This window comes from Pseudomonas sp. zfem004 (assembly GCF_032621715.1).
In the GTDB taxonomy this organism is placed as follows: Bacteria; Pseudomonadota; Gammaproteobacteria; order Pseudomonadales; family Pseudomonadaceae; genus Aquipseudomonas; species Aquipseudomonas sichuanensis.
The window spans coordinates 1-19,217 of record NZ_JAVYJF010000025.1 but is presented as its reverse complement, the minus strand read 5'-3'; the positions used below and the strand labels follow the sequence as shown (position 1 = coordinate 19,217).

The window sequence follows — 19,217 nt, the reverse complement described above, 5'->3', positions numbered from 1 at the left end:
CAGGACATGACCCAGCCAGCCGACCCGAGCCACGAGCGCCTCAAGCAGCATTTTGCCCAGCGGGTCATCCACCAGGCCCGGCAGATCCTCGAAATCTGGCAGCGCCTGCAGCGTGGGGAATGGTCGAGCGCCGGCCTGGGCGAGCTGGGCGAAGCCAACCTGCGGCTGCAGCGCTACGCCGAACGCTTCGAACAACCCGAGCACGGCAACCTGTCCACGGCCATCGGCCAGACGCTGCGGGCGATCGAAGCCAACAGCGCGCGGCTCAACTCCGAACTGATCGCTGAACTCAACCGCTTGATGCAGCGCCTGTCGCGCACCGGCCTGCGCAAGGGCGACCAGCTCGACAATGTGCCGCTGCCGCCCCTGCGCAAACCGGTGTACATCGTCCTGCAGGACCATGAGCGCGCCGAGCGTCTGGCCCAGCAGCTGGAGTTCTTCGGCCTGACCGTGCAGGCCCTGTTCAGCGCCAACGCCTTCCAGGCGTCGATGAGCGAGCGCCTGCCGGCGGCCATCATCATGGACGTGGATTTCACCGGCCCCGGCGTCGGCCTGCAACTGGCGGCCCAGGCCCAGCAAGGGTTGGAGCAGCACATTCCGCTGCTGTTCTTCAGCCTGCACGAAACCGACACCCCCACCCGCCTTGCCGCCGTGCGCGCCGGTGGCCAGGAATTCCTCACCGGCACCCTGGAAGCCTCCAGCCTGCTGGAAAAAGTCGAACTGCTGACCAGTGCCACCCAATACGACCCGTTCCGGGTGCTGGTGATCGACGACTCACGCGCCCAGGCCCTGCACACCGAGCGCCTGCTCAACAGCGCCGGGATCATCACCCGCACGCTCACCGAGCCGATCCGCACCATGAGCGAGCTGGCCGACTTCCAGCCCGACCTGATCATCCTCGACCTGTACATGCCCGCCTGCACCGGCCCGGAGCTGGCCAAGGTGATCCGCCACAACGACCGCTATGTCAGCGTGCCGATCATCTACCTGTCGGCCGAGGACGACCTGGACAAGCAGCTCGACGCCATGAGCGAAGGCGGCGACGACTTCCTCACCAAGCCGATCCGCTCACGCCAGCTGATCACCACCGTGCGCAACCGCGCCGCCCGTGCCCGCCACCTCAAGGCGCGCATGGTCCGCGACAGCCTCACAGGGCTGTACAACCACACCCACATCCTGCAATTGCTCGAAGACTGCAGCTTCCGCGCCCGGCGCGAGGAGCAGCCGCTGTGCTTCGCCATGCTCGACATCGACCATTTCAAGAAAATCAACGACCGCCATGGCCACCCCATGGGCGACCGGGTGATCAAGAGCCTGGCGCTGTTCCTCAAGCAACGCCTGCGCAAGACCGACTTCATCGGCCGTTATGGCGGCGAGGAATTCGCCATCGTCATGCCCAACACCGGGCTGGCTGCCGCGCACAAGGTGCTCGACGACATCCGCCGGCGCTTTGCCGAAATCCATTACCCGGCGCAGCCCCACGACCTGCAGTGCACCTTCAGCGGCGGTGTGGTGCAGCTGGATGACCGCCTCGATGCGCTGACCATGGCCAGCGCGGCGGACGAAGCGCTGTACCGGGCCAAGCATGCCGGGCGCAATTGCGTGGTGCGGGTCGAGCCGTAAGCCGCACCACCGACCCGTACCGGCACTGTGCCACTTATTTTTGGCGCCAACCCCGCGTCGTCATCACCTCGTCATAAAACCGCAATAACTTCAGGCACCTACCTCCACTCCCCGCAGGAAGTCCGCGGCTATGCGCCTGAAGTGGCTGACCAATTTCAACACCCTGTTGCTGGTAACCGTGTGCATCGCCCTGGGCGCAACCCTGTGGTGGTCGCAGCGTGCACTGGAGCGCCCCTATCAATTGATGGAGCGCTACCTGGGCCTGTCGCAGCAGTTCCAGAACGACGCCGCGCGCAACACCCAGGCCTACCTGGCCAGCGGTGACGCCCTGCGCCATGCCGCCGCCGTGGAAGCCAACCAGCAACTGCAAGCCGCCCTGGCCGACTGGCCCGAGGAGTTGTCGGGCACACTGCGCCCGAGCCTCGACAGCCTGCAGGCCTTCACCGCCAACGAACTGCTGGCCGCCGGCAAGCTGGCCGGCGACCCGCAGGCCCTGCTGTTGCAGGCCGAGCGCGAACTGGGGGCCAACCTTGAGCAACTGGCAGGCTACGCCCGCGACAGCGGCAGCGCCGAGGCCGGCCGCTACCTTGCTCCGCTGATGGACGCCACCCTGCACCTGGGCCGGCTGTCACTGGCACGCGACAAGCTGGTCAGCAGTGGCCGCGCGGAACTGGCCGATGAAGTGCAGCGCGAACTGCAGTTGATCGCCGCCCAGGCCCAGACCCTCGACGGCCTGCCGCTGCTGGGGGTGACCCGCGCCGCCGAATCCAACGCCGACGACTTCGCCGCCATGATGGGCCTGGACGCGCAAACCAGCGCCCAGCAGGAAGACATCGCGGTTGGCCTCAAGCGCGAGCTGCAAAGCCTGCTCAACCGTTACCCCGCCGAGCTGCAACGCACTCGCGAGCAGATCGAGCGGCGCGCCGCCCTCGCCGCCAGCACCGGCGAGCGTCTTGACGCCGTGCAGCAGGCCATCGCCGGGCTGGAGCCACAAGTGCGCGCCCAGCACGGCAAGATCGCCGGCGAAGTGCGTATCCTCCAGGGCCTGATGATCGGCCTGATCCTGCTCATCGCCCTGCTGATCGACACCCTGCAACGGCGCCTGGCACGCACCCTGACCGGGCTGGCGCCAGCCCTGTCGCGCTGGGCCGAGGGCGACTTCGCCCAGGCCATCGAGCTGGGCAAGACCAACCGCGAACTGCACGATATCCAGGAATCGTTGAACCGCCTGCGCCAGTATCTGGTGGAGTTGGTCGGCACCATCCGCCACAACGCCGAGCAGGTGGCCGGCAGCAGCCACGCCCTGGCCGGCATGAGCAGCGCCCTGCACGACGGCGCCGAACGCCAGGCCGGCGACACCGCGCAGATCCGCGATGCCCTGGGCGAGCTGGAGGCGACCATCCAGCAGGTGGCCGGCGATGCCAGCGCCGCCGCCGAGGCCAGCCACCACGCCGGGCGTGCCGTGGAACAGGGCCAGACGGTGATCGGCCAGAGCCTGTCCGGGCTGCGTTCGCTGGTCGATGAGGTACAGGGCAACGCCCGCATGATCGAACAACTGGCCGAGGAGTCGGCCACCATCGGCGGTGTGCTCACGGTGATCCGCGCGATTGCCGAACAGACCAACCTGCTGGCCCTCAACGCCGCCATCGAAGCCGCCCGGGCCGGTGAAATGGGCCGTGGGTTTGCCGTGGTGGCCGACGAAGTGCGCTCGCTGGCCCAGCGCACCACCGGCGCCACCGGCGAGATTCAGGCGCTGATCGACCGCCTGCAGCAGGCCGCCCGCGATTCGGTGGATGGCATGCGTGCCCAGCTGGAGCATGCCGAGGCCACCGCCAACCAGGCGCAATCGGCCGATGGCGCGCTGGACGAGATCGTCAGCGCCATCCGTACCATTGCCGACACCGCCGTGCGGATTGCCGATGTGACCGCGCAGCAGACCGGCGCGGTGAGCGAGATTCGCGGGCACAGCGAGCGGATTCACGAGCTGGGTGAGGACAACCTGCAGCGCATTGGCGAAGGGCGCGAGCAGGGGGAGCAGTTGCTCAAGCTGGGTGGCGAGTTGAATACGGCGGTACGCGCGTTCAGGCTGTGAACGCATCGCGGGGCAAGCCCGCTCCCACGAGGTCAACACTGGTCCCGTGGGAGCGGGCTTGCCCCGCGATGGCCCATAGCCTCGCCAACTCCGCTATGATGCCCGCCAAGTTCCACCTCGCGAGTCCGCCATGCGCCGCCTGTTTTTCCTGCTGTTCCTGCTGCTGGCCAGCCCCGCCTTCGCCAGCGGCCTGCTCGACAACCGCCCCAGCGCCACCCTCGGCGCCGCCTCGCTGTCCAACAGCGCCGACTTCCTGCCGGTACACGAAGCCTTCAAGCTCAGCCTGGTCCAGGCCGACGCGCAAACCATCAAGCTGCGCTTCGTCGCCACCGACGGCTACTACCTGTACCGCCACCGCTTCCAGTTCCGCACCGAACCTGCCGACATCACCCTGGGCGCACCGAACATCCCCAAGGGCGAGGCCAAGCACGACGAGTTCTTCGGCGACGTCGAGGTGTACCACGGCGTACTGGACATCGAGCTGCCACGCACCGATCAACGTGCCTTCACCCTGCTGGTGGGCTACCAGGGTTGCGCCGACAAGGGCCTGTGCTACCCGCCGGAAACCGCACGGCTGAGCATCGAGGGCGAAGGCGCCACGCTGCCGGCCACCGCTGAAGCGGGCTGGAACTGGAAGTCCCTGGCGCTGTTCTTCCTGGCTGGCCTTGGCCTGACCTTCACCCCCTGCGTGCTGCCGATGCTGCCGATCCTGTCCGGGGTGGTGCTGCGTGGCCAGGTGGGCGGCCTGCGCGGCCTGTCGCTGTCGCTGGCGTATGTGCTGCCGATGGCGGCCAGTTTCGCCGTGCTGGGGGCGCTGATGGGCCTGTTCGGCGCCGGCCTCAACCTGCAGGCACGCCTGCAGTCGGCCTGGGTACTGGTACCGTTTGCCGGGTTCTTCGTGCTGTTCGCCCTGGCCATGTTCGGCCTGTTCGAGATCAAGCTGCCACAGGCGCTGGGTAACCGCCTGGAGAACGTCGCCAACCACACCCGAGGTGGCTCGCTGCTGGGTGCGGCGGTGCTGGGCGTGCTGTCGAGCCTGCTGGTTTCCCCCTGTGTTTCGGCGCCGTTGGCCGGTGCGCTTTTGTACATCAGCGCCAGCGGCGACGCCGTAGGTGGCGCACTGAAGCTGTTCGCCCTGGGCCTGGGCATGGGCGCCCCGCTGCTGCTGGTGGCCACCGGCGGCGCGGCCTGGCTGCCAAAAAGCGGCCCGTGGATGAACACCGTCAAGAATGCCATTGGCGTCCTGCTGCTGGGCCTGGCCATCGGCCTGCTCAGCCGCGTGCTGCCGGGGCCGTTGACCCTGCTGTTGGTCGGCCTGCTGGCCGCTGGCGTGGCGCTGTTCCTGGGCGCTCTGGAATTCGTGGTCAAGTCGCCGCGCCAACGCCTGGCGCAGCTGCTCGGTCTGGTACTGCTGGTGTACGCCCTGGCCTGCTGGTACGGCGCCCTGAACGGCCAGGGCGACCCGCTGCGCCCACTGCCGCAACCGGTCGCGGCCACTGCGACAACCCAGGCCAAGGCCGATGCCTGGCAGACCCTCACCACCCCCGCCGCCCTCGACGCGGCCCTGGCCGAGGCCAAGGCTGCAGGCCAACCAGTGCTGCTCGACTGGTACGCCGACTGGTGCATCAGCTGCAAGGTGATCGAGCACGAAGTGCTCAACGCCGAGCCTGTGCTCAAACAATTGGGCGCGTTCCGCCTGCTGCGCTTCGATATCACCCAGAGCAACGCCGAACAGCGCGCCCTGCTCGACCGCTACCGCCTGTTCGGCCCGCCCGCGCTGATGTTCTTTGCGGCGAACGGCAGCGAAATAACCGCTGATCGGGTGATCGGCGAGATAAACGCCGGCGATTTTGCGCAGGTTTTGGCGCGCGTGCGCAGCCAACTCGGTCTATAACTTCCCGCGACCGGTGAAAAAACCGGTAACAAGTGACCAGAGTTAATCATCTGGTCACATACTTTGCGCGAATCTCGGTCATCGTGCTGGCTATTGCCGGGAACTGGACACTCATCGCTGCTTGCGGCATAGTCGCCGCGCTATGTCGAATTGCCCTACAAAACCAAGGAATCGCAGATGGCAACCCTACTGGTGCTGCACGGCCCCAACCTGAACCTGCTCGGCACCCGCGAACCGGGCCACTATGGCGCAGCCACGCTGGCGCAGATCAACCAGGACCTGGAGCAGCGCGCCCGCGCCGCCGGCCACCACCTGCAATACCTGCAGAGCAATGCCGAATATGAATTGATCGACCGTATCCACGCCGCGCGCAACGAAGGCGTGGACTTCATCCTGATCAATCCGGCCGCTTTCACCCACACCAGCGTCGCATTACGTGACGCATTGCTCGCGGTGAGCATCCCATTCATCGAAGTGCACTTGTCCAACGTGCACAAACGCGAGCCGTTCCGTCATCACTCCTACTTCTCCGATGTTGCCGTAGGGGTGATCTGCGGCCTGGGCGCCACCGGTTACCGGCTGGCCCTGGAGTCTGCGCTGGAACACCTGGCTGCCAACGCACAGCCCTGATGACACAAGGCCTTGGCCCACCGGCCAAGGCTCAGAAGAAACGTTTTCGACACGTTTTCAAATTAAGTCCCCGACCGAACCTTGGGAGTTGCTGATTAATGGATATCCGTAAAGTCAAAAAGCTGATCGAACTGCTGGAAGAGTCCGGCATCGACGAACTGGAGATCAAGGAAGGCGAAGAGTCCGTTCGCATCAGCCGTAACAGCAAGACCCCGGCCGCTCAACAGTACTACGCACCTGCTCCGGTAGCCGCGCCTGTCGCCGCCCCGGTTGCCGCTGCTGCCGCTCCAGCTGCCGAAGCCGCTGCTGCCGCCCCGGCCCTGAAAGGCACCGTGGTGCGCTCGCCGATGGTCGGCACCTTCTACCGCAAGCCTTCGCCGACCTCGCCGAACTACGCCGAAGTGGGCCAGACCGTGAAGAAGGGCGACACCCTGTGCATCGTCGAAGCCATGAAGATGATGAACCACATCGAATGCGAAATCGGCGGTGTGATCGACGCCATCCTGGTAGAAGACGGTCAGCCGGTTGAATACGACCAGCCGCTGTTCACCATCGTTTGAACCGCGGAGAGCCAACGATGTCTGGGAAGCTCGAAAAAGTCCTGATCGCCAACCGTGGGGAAATTGCCCTGCGGATCCTGCGTGCCTGCAAAGAGCAGGGCATCAAGACCGTCGCCGTCTACTCCAAGGCCGACGTTGAACTGATGCACCTGGGCCTGGCCGACGAGACGGTCTGCATCGGCCCTGCGCCGTCCAAGGAATCCTACCTGCACATCCCGGCGATCATCGCCGCTGCTGAAGTGACAGGCGCCACTGCCATCCACCCGGGTTACGGCTTCCTCGCGGAAAACGCCGATTTCGCCGAGCAGGTGGAAAACTCCGGCTACATCTTCATCGGCCCGAAAGCCGACACCATCCGCCTGATGGGCGACAAGGTGTCGGCCAAGGACGCCATGATCAAGTCGGGCGTACCGACCGTTCCGGGCTCCGACGGCCCGCTGCCGGAAGACGAAGAAACCGCGCTGGCAATCGCCCGCGAGGTGGGTTACCCGGTGATCATCAAGGCCGCCGGTGGCGGTGGTGGTCGCGGCATGCGCGTGGTGCACAAGGAAGAAGACCTGATCGAATCGGCCAGGCTGACCCGCACCGAAGCCGGTGCTGCGTTCGGCAACCCGATGGTCTACCTGGAGAAGTTCCTGACCAACCCACGTCACGTGGAAGTGCAGGTACTGTCCGACGGCCAAGGCAACGCCGTGCACCTGGGCGACCGTGACTGCTCGCTGCAGCGCCGTCACCAGAAGGTTCTCGAAGAAGCGCCGGCTCCGGGCATCGACGAGAAAGCCCGCCAGGAAGTGTTCAAGCGTTGCGTCGACGCGTGCATCGAGATCGGCTACCGCGGTGCCGGTACCTTCGAGTTCCTGTACGAGAACGGCCGCTTCTACTTCATCGAGATGAACACCCGCGTCCAGGTAGAGCACCCGGTTTCGGAAATGGTCACCGGCATCGACATCGTCAAGGAGATGCTCAGCATCGCCGCTGGCAACAAGCTGTCGTTCCGCCAGGAAGACGTGGTGATCCGTGGTCACTCGCTGGAGTGCCGGATCAACGCCGAAGACCCGAAGAAGTTCATCCCGAGCCCAGGCAAGGTCAAGCACTTCCACGCCCCGGGTGGCAACGGCGTTCGCGTCGATTCGCACCTGTACAGCGGTTATTCGGTTCCGCCGAACTACGACTCGCTGATCGGCAAGCTGATCACCTACGGCAAGGACCGCGACGAAGCCATGGCGCGCATGCGCAATGCCCTGGACGAGATCGTCGTCGACGGCATCAAGACCAACATCCCGCTGCACCGCGACCTGGTGCGTGATGAAGGTTTCTGCAAAGGCGGCGTCAACATCCACTACCTCGAGCACAAACTGGCCAACCAGGAGTGATCGCGTTAGCGAGATGAAAGAACCCCGGCCCAGTGCCGGGGTTTTTTATTGCCTGCGAAAACCTGGGGCCGCTGCGCGTCCCAATCGCCGGCAAGCCGGCTCCCACAGGGACAGCGCATGTCTCAGGCCTTGCACGCCCTGTGTGGGAGCTGGCTTGCCAGCGATGGGCTGCGCAGCAGCCTCCTGATCCGTCTGTTAGGCCAGCAGTTGCGAGGGCACCTGCTCGGACCAAGCCTGCTGATAAGCCTGGATATACCCATGCAGGTCATCACCGGCATGACCTTGCTCCAGCAGTGCCTGCAGGTCCATCACATGATCGAACAGCACCTCGCGCAGGCGCTGCACATAAAGTGTCGAATCCAGCAGCTCGGCAGGGCGTTGCGACCAGTGGCGCCGGAGCGTGTCGTCATAGGCGGTGACGAAGCGCACGCTGACACTTTCGATCACGATCTCCACGCTTTCATGCAGGCCTTCCGGCACCTGCTCCCGCCATGGCTGCTCGGCGCCAGTCGCAGCCTCTGCAAACAACCCGCTGGCACGCACGAGCGAGGCCTGGTAAAGCGCCGACAGCAGTTCCGGAGTGAGCGCCACTTCTGGCACCAGAAACTGGAATTCGACCGCAATCTGCTCTTCGATCACCGCCTGCAGCGGCATCTGCGTAGCCAGGCGCTCCTCGACGATTTCGCCCCATTGAGTCATCCGCGCGGCCAGTGTTTCGTTGGTCATCATCAGTACCTCACCGTAAAAGTGGCTGCAGTCTGACGCTGACCAGAAACGAATCCGCGGTATCTATTGCTATGCCCCGCTCGCTGCCTCACTCCCTTTTAGCGGCCGCCTGACGTAAACTGGCGCCCTTTCGCGCAGCCTCGGGCTGCCCCTGTCGATTTACCAAAGGTGCCCGCCATGCCCTGGCTGCAAGTACGCCTGGCCATCAGCCCGGAACAAGCCGAAACCTACGAAGACGCCCTGCTGGAAGTAGGTGCGGTGTCGGTGACTTTCATGGACGCCGAAGACCAGCCGATCTTCGAACCGGACCTCAACACCACCCCGCTGTGGTCGCACACCCACCTGCTGGCGCTGTTCGAGGCCGATACCCAGCCCGATGCGGTATTCGCCCACCTGACCCTGCTGACCGGCGCCGATTTGCCCGAGCACCAGGCCGAGGTGATCGAGGACCAGGACTGGGAACGCAGCTGGATGGACGGTTTCCAGCCGATGCGCTTCGGCCAGCGCCTGTGGATCGTGCCGAGCTGGCACGAGGCGCCGGAACAGGACGCGGTCAACCTGCTGCTCGACCCGGGCCTGGCGTTCGGCACCGGCACCCACCCGACCACCGCACTGTGCCTGGAATGGCTCGACGGCCAGCAGCTGCAAGGCACCCAGGTGCTGGACTTCGGCTGCGGCTCGGGCATCCTCGCCATCGCCGCGCTGCTGCTCGGCGCCCGTGAAGCGGTCGGCACCGACATCGACGTGCAGGCGCTGGAAGCCTCGCGCGACAACGCCCAGCGCAATGGCATCGCCGACGACAAGTTCCCCCTGTACCTGCCCGAGCACATGCCGGCCATGCAGGCCGACGTGCTGGTCGCCAACATCCTGGCCGGCCCGCTGGTGGCGCTGGCGCCGCAACTGTCCGGCCTGGTTCGCCCCGGCGGCTTGCTGGCGCTGTCGGGCATCCTTGCCGAACAGGGCGAGGAAGTGGCTGCGGCCTACGCCGCCGACTTCGACCTGGACCCGATTGTCGTGCGCGACGGCTGGGTACGGATCAGTGGTCGCCGCCGTTAAGCGCGCCTAGACTCAATACCTGCACAGCCCCCCGGACCGCCGCATGACCGACAGTTTCGTCACCCAGTGCCCACATTGCCAGACCAGCTTTCGCGTCACCCATCACCAGTTGAGCGTGGCGCGTGGCGTGGTGCGCTGCGGCAACTGCCTGCAGGTGTTCAACGCCGCCAAGCAGTTGCTGGAGCAGAATCGCGCGGCCACGGGGCAGCCAGCCGCTCCGGCCGCCGAGCCTGAGCAGCCGGTCGAGCCGGTCGAGCCGGTCATGGCGCCGGCCATCGAGCCGGTGCCGCCGGTCAAGCAGGACTGGGCCAGCACCGCAGAGGCGCTGGAGGACTTCGACCTCGATCAGGAACTGGCTCGCCTCGAACGGCGCAGCCCGGGCGACCGGCGGGCCGCCACACCAGCACCCACCTTGCATGCCAGCCGTGACGAGCACGGCGTCGACGAACTCAGCGACGAGCCATTCGGCACCGCCACCGACGCCCCTGTCGAGCCCGTGGCGCAGCACACCGAGGCGCCGGTACTGATCGAACAGGAGCCGCTGGACCGGGAACCGGCTGCCGACGAACGCACCGAACCGACCCTGGGCAGCGCCAAGCTCGAGCTGGACGACGAACCGCCCGTCAGCCGCCCGCCCCTCGAGGATGACCTGGACGCGCCGGTCGAGCGCTTGTCCAGCCGCGACGAGCCGCTCCCCGAGCCAGGCCTTTCGGCACTGGACGACGACCTGCGCAGCGAACGCCTGTCGGCCCGCGATGCCGACGAACTGGACGAACAGCCCGACGAGCGCGTGGAGCCGAGCCTGGCGCTCAAACCCGAGCGCGCGCGCAAGGAGCCGCTGGTCGATGTGGTCGACGACCCCTTGCAACTGGGCTGGGAGAAACCCGCTCCGAACTGGGGCAAGCGCCTGTTATGGGGGCTGCTGACGCTGCTGGCAGCCGGTTTGCTGGCGTTCCAGTACATCTGGTACCACTTCGACGAAATGGCTCGCCAGGACCAGTACCGCCCGTGGTTCCAGCAGCTGTGCCCGATGCTCGGCTGCCAGGTGCCGACCCGCGTCGACATCTCACGGATCAAGAGCAGCAACCTGGTGGTGCGCAGCCATCCTGACTTCAAAGGCGCGCTGATCGTCGACGCGATCATCTACAACCGCGCGCCCTTCGCCCAGCCTTTCCCGCTGCTGGAGCTGCGTTTCGCCGACCTCAATGGCCAGTTGATCGCCAGCCGGCGCTTCAAACCCAGCGAGTACCTCTCGGGGGAGTTGGCAGGCCGTGGCGAGATGCCCAGCCAGACACCGATCCACATCGCCCTGGACATCCTCGACCCAGGGCCCAAGGCGGTGAACTACAGCCTGAGCTTCCGCTCGCCGGAGTGATCGCCAAACCTGTGGCAGGTCATGCATTGGGCACGTGGGAGCGGGCTTGCCCCGCGATGGATGGTACCGGCTACGCCGGCATCGCGGGGCAAGCCCGCTCCCACGGGGTCCGCACCAACCCACACAAATGTCATAAGCCGACAACTGTTCAGATTTTATCCAAATCCTTCTTTATCCAGTCATCGAGAGCGGGTATCATGCCCACCCTTTTTCGACTCCAATGATTCGGCCCCACAACAGGGAACACCTATGTCGGCGGTACGCATCGGCCCATACACACTGCACAACAACCTGATCCTTGCACCAATGGCCGGGGTCACGGACCAACCTTTCCGTACGCTGTGCAAACGCCTGGGGGCGGGCATGGTGGTGTCGGAAATGGTGTCCAGCGACATGAGCCTGTGGAACAGCCGCAAGTCGAGCCTGCGCCGCATCCACGAAGGCGATCCCGAGCCGCGCTCGGTACAGATCGCCGGTGGTGATGCGCAGATGATGGCAGCCGCTGCACGGGCCAACGTCGAAGCTGGCGCCCAGATCATCGACATCAACATGGGTTGTCCGGCGAAAAAAGTCTGCAACAAGGCCGCCGGCTCTGCTTTATTGAGAGACGAAGCCCTGGTCAGCGAGATCCTCCACGCCGTGGTCGGCGCTGTCGAGGTGCCGGTGACCCTGAAGATCCGCACCGGCTGGGACCGGGCGAACAAGAACGGCCTGAACGTGGCGAAGATCGCCGAACAGGCCGGAATCCAGGCGCTGGCGGTGCATGGCCGCACACGCGCCGACCTGTACACCGGTGACGCCGAGTACGACACCATCGCCGCTATCAAGCAGGCGGTGTCGATCCCGGTATTCGCCAACGGCGACATCACCTCGCCGGAAAAGGCCCGGGCGGTGCTGGACGCCACCGGAGTCGACGGCCTGCTGATCGGCCGTGCCGCCCAGGGGCGGCCGTGGATTTTCCGCGAGATCGAGCATTACCTGCGCACCGGCGAGCACCTGCCCGCCCCTGCGCTGGACGAAGTGGAACGTATTCTGCTGGAACACCTGGCCGCGTTGCATGCCTTCTACGGCGATGTGATGGGTGTGCGGATCGCCCGCAAGCACGTTGGCTGGTACCTGGCAACCCGACCTGGCGGCAAGGAGTTCCGCAGCCAGTTCAACGCTTTGCAAGACACACAAGCGCAGTGCGCCAACGTTCAGGCTTATTTCGCCGAACGTCGACAGAGCCTTGGGACAGAGGACGAACAAGGGGTGGCCGCATGACGATGATGACCGAGACATTAGTGAGTGGAACAACGCCCGTGAGCGATAACGCCAACCTCAAGCAGCACCTGAACACGCCGAGCGAGGAGGGCCAGACCCTGCGCGACAGCGTCGAGAAGGCGCTGCACAACTACTTCGCCCACCTGGAAGGCGCTACCGTCACGGACGTGTACAACCTGGTGCTCTCCGAAGTCGAGGCGCCCCTGCTCGAAAGCGTGATGAACTACGTCAAGGGCAACCAGACCAAGGCCAGCGAGATGCTCGGGCTCAACCGAGGCACGCTGCGCAAGAAGCTCAAGCAGTACGATCTGTTGTAAGGCCAGAACCCCAACCAAAAAGGCGCTCGTAACGAGGCGCCTTTTTTGCTGACTCCACCGCGTTATGGAATCTGAAATGACCGACCAGACTACCCGCCTGCCGATCCGCCGCGCTTTGATCAGCGTCTCCGACAAGACCGGGATCCTCGAATTCGCCCGTGAGCTGCAACAGCTCGGTGTCGAGATCCTGTCCACCGGCGGCACCTACAAGCTGCTCAAGGACAACGGCGTCAACGCGGTGGAAGTGGCCGACTACACCGGCTTCGCCGAAATGATGGACGGCCGGGTCAAGACCCTGCATCCGAAGATCCACGGCGGCATCCTCGGCCGTCGCGGCACCGACGACGCCATCATGAACGAGCACGGCATCAAGCCGATCGACCTGGTCGCGGTCAACCTGTACCCGTTCGAAGCCACCATCAGCAAACCGGGCTGCGATCTGCCGACCGCCATCGAGAACATCGACATCGGCGGCCCGACCATGGTCCGTTCGGCAGCCAAGAACCACAAAGACGTGGCCATCGTGGTCAACGCCAGCGACTACGCCGGTATCGTCGAAGGCCTGAAGGCCGGCGGCCTGACCTACGCCCAACGCTTCGACCTGATGCTCAAGGCGTTCGAGCACACCGCCGCCTACGACGGCATGATCGCCAACTACATGGGCACCATCAACCAGGCCAAGGACACCCTGAGCACCGAAGATCGCAGCGAGTTCCCGCGCACCTTCAACAGCCAGTTCGTCAAGGCCCAGGAAATGCGCTACGGCGAGAACCCGCACCAGAGCGCGGCGTTCTACGTTGAAGCCAAGAAAGGCGAAGCCAGCATCTCCACCGCCATCCAGCTGCAAGGCAAGGAGCTGTCGTTCAACAACGTGGCCGACACCGACGCCGCGCTGGAATGCGTGAAGAGCTTCGTCAAGCCGGCCTGCGTCATCGTCAAGCACGCCAACCCGTGCGGCGTCGCAGTAGTGCCGGAAAACGAAGGCGGCATCCGCAAGGCCTACGACCTGGCCTACGCCACCGACACCGAATCGGCCTTCGGCGGCATCATCGCCTTCAACCGCGAGCTGGATGGCGAAACCGCCCAAGCCATCGTCGACCGCCAGTTCGTCGAAGTGATCATCGCCCCGAAAATCTCCCAGGCCGCCCGCGACGTCGTGGCCGCCAAGCAGAACGTGCGTCTGCTGGAGTGCGGCGAGTGGCCAGCCGAGCGTGCCGCCGGTTGGGACTTCAAGCGCGTCAACGGTGGCCTGCTGGTGCAGAGCCGCGATATCGGCATGATCACTGCCGATGACCTGAAGATCGTCACCAAGCGTGCGCCGACCGAGCAAGAGATCCACGACCTGGTGTTCGCCTGGAAAGTAGCCAAGTTCGTCAAGTCCAACGCCATCGTCTACGCCAAGCAGCGCCAGACCATCGGTGTCGGCGCCGGCCAGATGAGCCGCGTCAACTCGGCGCGCATCGCTGCCATCAAGGCCGAGCATGCCGGCCTGCAGGTACAGGGTGCGGTCATGGCCTCGGATGCGTTCTTCCCGTTCCGTGACGGCATCGACAACGCGGCTAAAGTGGGTATCAGCGCCGTGATCCAGCCAGGTGGCTCGATGCGCGATGCCGAAGTCATCGCCGCCGCCGACGAAGCCGGTATCGCCATGGTCTTCACCGGCATGCGTCACTTCCGCCACTAAACAGATGCCTGGCTGACCCCCACCCCCTGTGGGAGCGGGTTTACCCGCGAATGCGATGCTGGGTTCACCGCCGTATTCGCGGGTGAACCCGCTCCCACAGGCCGGGGTCGCCGACAAACAGAGGTTTTGACATGAAAGTTTTGATCATCGGCAGCGGCGGCCGTGAGCACGCCCTGGCCTGGAAAGTCGCCCAGGACCCACGCGTCGAGAAAGTCTTCGTGGCGCCAGGCAACGCCGGCACCGCCACCGAAGCCAAGTGCGAAAACGTTGCCATCGACGTGACCGCCCTGGAGCAACTGGCCGACTTCGCCGAGAAGAACGTCGACCTGACCATCGTCGGCCCCGAGGCCCCGCTGGTCATCGGCGTGGTCGACCTGTTCCGCAGCCGCGGCCTGGACTGCTTCGGCCCGACCAAGGGCGCCGCCCAGCTGGAAGGTTCCAAGGCCTTCACCAAGGACTTCCTGGCCCGCCACAAGATCCCGACCGCCGACTACCAGAACTTCACCGAGATCGAGCCGGCCCTGGCTTATCTGCGTGAAAAAGGCGCACCAATCGTGATCAAGGCCGACGGCCTGGCCGCCGGTAAAGGCGTGATCGTCGCCATGACCCTGCAGGAAGCCGAAGACGCCGTGCGTGACATGCTCGCCGGCAATGCCTTCGGTGAAGCCGGCTCGCGCGTGGTGATCGAAGAGTTCCTCGACGGCGAGGAAGCCAGCTTCATCGTCATGGTCGACGGCCACAACGTGCTGCCGATGGCCACCAGCCAGGACCACAAGCGCGTCGGCGACCAGGACACCGGCCCGAACACCGGTGGCATGGGCGCCTACTCCCCGGCCCCGGTGGTCACCGCCGAGGTGCACCAGCGCGTGATGGACCAGGTGATCTGGCCGACCGTGCGCGGCATGGCCGAGGAAGGCAACGTCTACACCGGCTTCCTCTACGCAGGCCTGATGATCGACAAGGCGGGCAACCCCAAGGTCATCGAGTTCAACTGCCGCTTCGGCGACCCGGAAACCCAGCCAGTCATGCTGCGCCTGGAGTCGAGCCTGGTGCTGCTGATCGAAGCCGCCTTCGCCAAGGCCCTGGACAAAGTCGAAGCGCAGTGGGACCCACGCCCGAGCCTGGGCGTGGTACTGGCTGCCGGCGGCTATCCGGGCGACTACGCCAAGGGCGCTGCGATCAGCGGCCTGGACGCTGCCGCCAGGCTCGAAGGCAAGGTATTCCACGCCGGTACCGCGTTGAAGGATGACCAGGTGGTCACCGCTGGCGGTCGCGTGCTCTGCGCCACCGCCATGGGCGATACCGTCGAGGCCGCCCAGCAACAGGCCTACCGCCTGGCCAAGGAGGTCAAGTGGGAAGGCAGCTTCTACCGCAGCGACATCGGCTACCGGGCCATTGCCCGCGAGCGCGGTGAACACCAGCAGTAATGCTCAAGCCCAGGGCCGTCGCGCACGGCCCTCGGCTCGTCGGCAAGGCCCCCACGGGGCCTTGCCTTCGCCTTGGCGCGCCGCGCATAGTTGCTATCCGGCACATTAGCTAAGAAGGGATTTCGTCGTGCGTCGGCTTCGGATTGCCACAGCCCTGATCATCAGCCTGCTGACCCTGTTCTGCCTGTTCCCGGCTGCGGCCGAAGACGCTGGCGGCTGGTCGGTGCTGCTCGACGAACAGGCCAATCTGCAGCTTTCCGACGTGCGCTCCGAGCGTTACCGCAACCAGTTCAGCCCCCTGCCGCTCGACGAACTGGACGCCGCCCTCCCCGACCAGGCCCTGTGGCTGCACTACCGCCTTGAACCTGGCGAGCAGGAGCAGTTGCTGCGCATCTTCGCCCCCGACCTGTCACGCATCGACCTCTACGCCCTCGAAGGCGGCAAGTTGCTGCGCCAGCTGCACCACGGGCGCCAGGGCGAAACCAGCACCCTGTCGGTCAATGGCAGCGACCACGTGTTGCCACTGCCACGCAGCAGCCAGGCGGTGGATGTGTACCTGCGACTGGTGTCGGAACACCAGTTACGCCCGGCCATCAGCCTGGAACCTGCCGCCGTGGCCGCCGCAGACCAGCGCCAGCCGCTGCTGTTCGGCCTGCTGTTCGGTGGCCTGGTGATGCTGATCCTGCACAACCTGATCCGCTTCGCCTACAGCCGCTCCAGCACCACCCTGCTGCTGGCGCTCTACCACGCCCTGATGCTGCTCAGCGCACTCATTCTGCTCAACCTCAGCGGCCCCTGGTGGCACCTGTGGTACAGCGCCCAGCCCCCAGCCGCCTACCTGACCCTGGTGCTGGCCGGGCTTTCCGGCCTCTACTTCACCCTGCATTTCTTCGCGCCCTGCAGCTCGGCACGCGTGAACCGCCTGCTGCACGCAGAGATGCTGGTGGCCGCGGTCAGTGGCCTGGTACTGCTGTTCGTCGACACCCTGCCGCTGAACCTGATGACCTACGCCCTGATGGCCCTGGGCAGCCTGAGCATGCTGCTGGTCAGCAGCTATCACTGGTACAAGGGCTACGGGCCGGCGCGGCTATTTGCCCTGGCCATGCTGGTGTACAACATCGGCGGCCTGGTGCTGCTGCCGGCCCTGCTCGGCCTCACGCGCACCTCCACACCCTGGCTGCTGTGCATCCTGATGGTGCTGACGGTGGTCAGCGGCCTGCTGCTCAACCTGGCCGTCAGCGAGCGCCTGCGGCGCATCAGCGAGGAGCGCTTCCGTGCCAGCCGTGCCCTGGCCGCCAGCGACGCCGAGATCAATGCCAAGGCCGAGTTCCTGGCCAAGATCAGCCACGAGATCCGCACCCCCATGAACGGCGTGCTGGGCATGACCGAGCTGCTGCTGGGCACGCCTCTGTCGGTCAAGCAGCGCGACTACGTGCAGACCATCCACAGCGCTGGCAACGAACTGCTCACGCTAATCAACGAAATCCTCGACATCTCCAAGCTCGAATCGCGGCAGATCGAACTGGACGACGTGCAGTTCGACCTCAACGCCTTGATCGAAGACTGCCTCAACATCTTCCGGGCCAAGGCCGAGCAGCAGAACATCGAGCTGATCAGTTTCACCCAGCCGCAAGTGCCACGGGTGGTCAGCGGCGACCCGACCCGCCTGCGCCAGGCCCTGTCGAGCCTGCTCGACAACGCCTTGAAGAACACCGAACAGGGCGAGATCCTGCTGGTGGTGGCCCTCGACCAGCGCGGCGACACCCCGCGCCTGCGCATTGCCGTGCAGGACAGCGGCGCCCCCATGGCGCCGGCCGAGCGCGACGCCCTGCTGCAGGCCGAACTGCACAGCCGCCACTTCCTCTCCAGCAACAAGCTCGGCGGCCACCTCGGGCTGGTGATCGCCAAGCAGCTGATCGGCCTGATGCAGGGTGAGTTCGGCATCAAGACCAGCACCAGCATGGGCAACACCCTGTGGCTGACGCTGCCGCTGGACCCGCACCGCCTGGAGCAACCGCCGACCGACCTCGACAGCCCGCTGCGCGACGCGCGGGTGCTGGTGGTCGACGACAACGACACCTGCCGCAAGGTCCTGGTGCAGCAATGCAGCGCCTGGGGCATGAACGTCAGCGCCGTGCCTTCCGGCAAGGAGGCGCTGGCCCTGCTGCGCACCAAGGCGCACCTGCGCGACTATTTCGACGTGGTGCTGCTCGACCAGAACATGCCCGGCATGACCGGCATGCAACTGGCGGCGAAGATCAAGGAAGACCCAAGCCTGAACCACGACATCCTGGTGGTCATGCTCACCGGCATCAGCAACGCGCCGAGCAAGGTCATCGCCCGCAATGCCGGGGTCAAGCGCATCCTGGCCAAGCCCGTGGCCGGCTACACGCTCAAGACCACCCTGGCCGAAGAGCTGGCCCTGCGCGGCCGCGAACAGGCCGCACTGCCATTGCCTGCGGGCATCCAGCAGCCGCTGGACCTGCCGCACGACTTCCGCGTACTGGTGGCCGAGGACAACAGCATCTCGACCAAGGTCATCCGCGGCATGCTCGGCAAGCTCAACCTCGAACCGGACACCGCCAGCAATGGTGAAGAGGCCCTGCAGGCGATGAAAGCCAAGCGCTACGACCTGGTGCTGATGGACTGCGAAATGCCGGTGCTCGACGGGTTCTCCGCCACGCAACAGCTGCGGGCCTGGGAAACCGCCAACCGGCGTCCGCGCACCCCGGTGGTGGCGCTGACCGCGCACATCCTTGCCGAACACAAGGAGCGCGCACGCCTGGCCGGCATGGACGGGCACATGGCCAAGCCGGTGGAGCTGTCGCAGCTGCGTGAGCTGATCCAGTTCTGGGCGGGGCAGCGCCAGGTGGTCACCGCGCCGCTGGAGTGATGCGACTGGCCCTATCGCCGGCAAGCCGGCTCCCACACCGGCCGCACTGACCTCAGGCCTTGTGCTGTCCCTGGACTGCCCCCAAAAAGTTGGACAGATTAGCTGGCGGCCTGGGCCCTGTACTCGACAGGGCTCAGGCCGTTCAGTTTCTGCTTTATGCGGTCATGGTTGTAGTAGCGGATGTACTCGTCCAGACCCGCTTTCAGTTCTTCCACACTTTCAAACCGCCTCAGATAGAAAAACTCTGATTTCAACGTGCCAAAAAAGCTCTCCATCGCAGCATTATCCAGACAGTTGCCTTTGC

General features: G+C 65.4%; 15 protein-coding genes. 13 read left to right on the top strand and 2 right to left on the bottom strand.

Annotated elements, in window-relative coordinates:
- Window positions 1-6 precede the first annotated feature (6 nt).
- The 6 genes from RTH46_RS22245 (at window position 7) to accC (ending at window position 8,172) form a co-directional block, all read left to right on the top strand.
- Entirely contained in the window at window positions 7-1,623 is a 1,617-nt protein-coding gene (locus RTH46_RS22245; protein WP_316906649.1) for a PleD family two-component system response regulator, read from the top strand.
- A gap of 130 nt (window positions 1,624-1,753) precedes the next feature.
- Window positions 1,754-3,715, top strand: coding sequence for a methyl-accepting chemotaxis protein (locus RTH46_RS22240; protein WP_316906648.1), 1,962 nt, complete (start codon window positions 1,754-1,756; stop codon window positions 3,713-3,715).
- Window positions 3,716-3,845: 130 nt separating this feature from the next.
- Complete coding sequence (locus RTH46_RS22235) at window positions 3,846-5,609, top strand: protein-disulfide reductase DsbD (protein ID WP_316906647.1); 1,764 nt, start codon at window positions 3,846-3,848, stop codon at window positions 5,607-5,609.
- 177 nt (window positions 5,610-5,786) lie between these two features.
- Window positions 5,787-6,239 (top strand): type II 3-dehydroquinate dehydratase, encoded by a 453-nt coding sequence (gene aroQ, locus RTH46_RS22230; protein ID WP_011535870.1) that lies wholly within the window; start codon window positions 5,787-5,789, stop codon window positions 6,237-6,239.
- Window positions 6,240-6,337: 98 nt separating this feature from the next.
- Complete coding sequence (gene accB, locus RTH46_RS22225; RefSeq protein ID WP_153785784.1) at window positions 6,338-6,799, top strand: acetyl-CoA carboxylase biotin carboxyl carrier protein; 462 nt, start codon at window positions 6,338-6,340, stop codon at window positions 6,797-6,799.
- 17 nt (window positions 6,800-6,816) lie between these two features.
- Window positions 6,817-8,172: an acetyl-CoA carboxylase biotin carboxylase subunit gene (gene accC / locus RTH46_RS22220; protein WP_316906646.1), complete on the top strand. Its 1,356-nt coding sequence runs from the start codon at window positions 6,817-6,819 to the stop codon at window positions 8,170-8,172.
- A 195-nt stretch (window positions 8,173-8,367) separates the two neighbouring features.
- On the opposite strand, the gene RTH46_RS22215 is transcribed toward accC, so the two are convergent.
- A complete protein-coding gene (locus RTH46_RS22215; RefSeq protein WP_316906645.1) occupies window positions 8,368-8,898 on the bottom strand; it encodes a hypothetical protein in 531 nt (176 codons plus the stop codon).
- 177 nt (window positions 8,899-9,075) lie between these two features.
- Between RTH46_RS22215 and prmA the strand changes: the two genes are divergently transcribed.
- From prmA to RTH46_RS22180, 7 genes are all read left to right on the top strand, one after another.
- Complete coding sequence (gene prmA / locus RTH46_RS22210) at window positions 9,076-9,954, top strand: 50S ribosomal protein L11 methyltransferase (protein ID WP_316906644.1); 879 nt, start codon at window positions 9,076-9,078, stop codon at window positions 9,952-9,954.
- Between the two features lie 43 nt (window positions 9,955-9,997).
- Window positions 9,998-11,329 (top strand): DUF3426 domain-containing protein, encoded by a 1,332-nt coding sequence (locus RTH46_RS22205; RefSeq protein ID WP_316906643.1) that lies wholly within the window; start codon window positions 9,998-10,000, stop codon window positions 11,327-11,329.
- A gap of 249 nt (window positions 11,330-11,578) precedes the next feature.
- Window positions 11,579-12,592: a tRNA dihydrouridine synthase DusB gene (gene dusB, locus RTH46_RS22200; RefSeq protein ID WP_110992941.1), complete on the top strand. Its 1,014-nt coding sequence runs from the start codon at window positions 11,579-11,581 to the stop codon at window positions 12,590-12,592.
- On the top strand, window positions 12,589-12,909 hold the full coding sequence (gene fis / locus RTH46_RS22195; protein ID WP_008093076.1) for a DNA-binding transcriptional regulator Fis: 321 nt from the start codon (window positions 12,589-12,591) through the stop codon (window positions 12,907-12,909). Before dusB ends, fis begins: the two co-directional genes overlap by 4 nt.
- 76 nt (window positions 12,910-12,985) lie before the next feature.
- Window positions 12,986-14,593, top strand: a complete 1,608-nt coding sequence (purH, locus tag RTH46_RS22190) for a bifunctional phosphoribosylaminoimidazolecarboxamide formyltransferase/IMP cyclohydrolase (RefSeq protein WP_153785779.1) — start codon at window positions 12,986-12,988, stop codon at window positions 14,591-14,593.
- A gap of 131 nt (window positions 14,594-14,724) precedes the next feature.
- Window positions 14,725-16,020: a phosphoribosylamine--glycine ligase gene (purD, locus tag RTH46_RS22185; protein ID WP_316906642.1), complete on the top strand. Its 1,296-nt coding sequence runs from the start codon at window positions 14,725-14,727 to the stop codon at window positions 16,018-16,020.
- Window positions 16,021-16,147: 127 nt separating this feature from the next.
- Entirely contained in the window at window positions 16,148-18,913 is a 2,766-nt protein-coding gene (locus RTH46_RS22180; protein WP_316906641.1) for a hybrid sensor histidine kinase/response regulator, read from the top strand.
- Between the two features lie 98 nt (window positions 18,914-19,011).
- On the opposite strand, the gene RTH46_RS22175 is transcribed toward RTH46_RS22180, so the two are convergent.
- The coding region (locus tag RTH46_RS22175; RefSeq protein ID WP_316906640.1) for an IS3 family transposase at window positions 19,012-19,217 on the bottom strand (206 nt) is incomplete at its 5' end.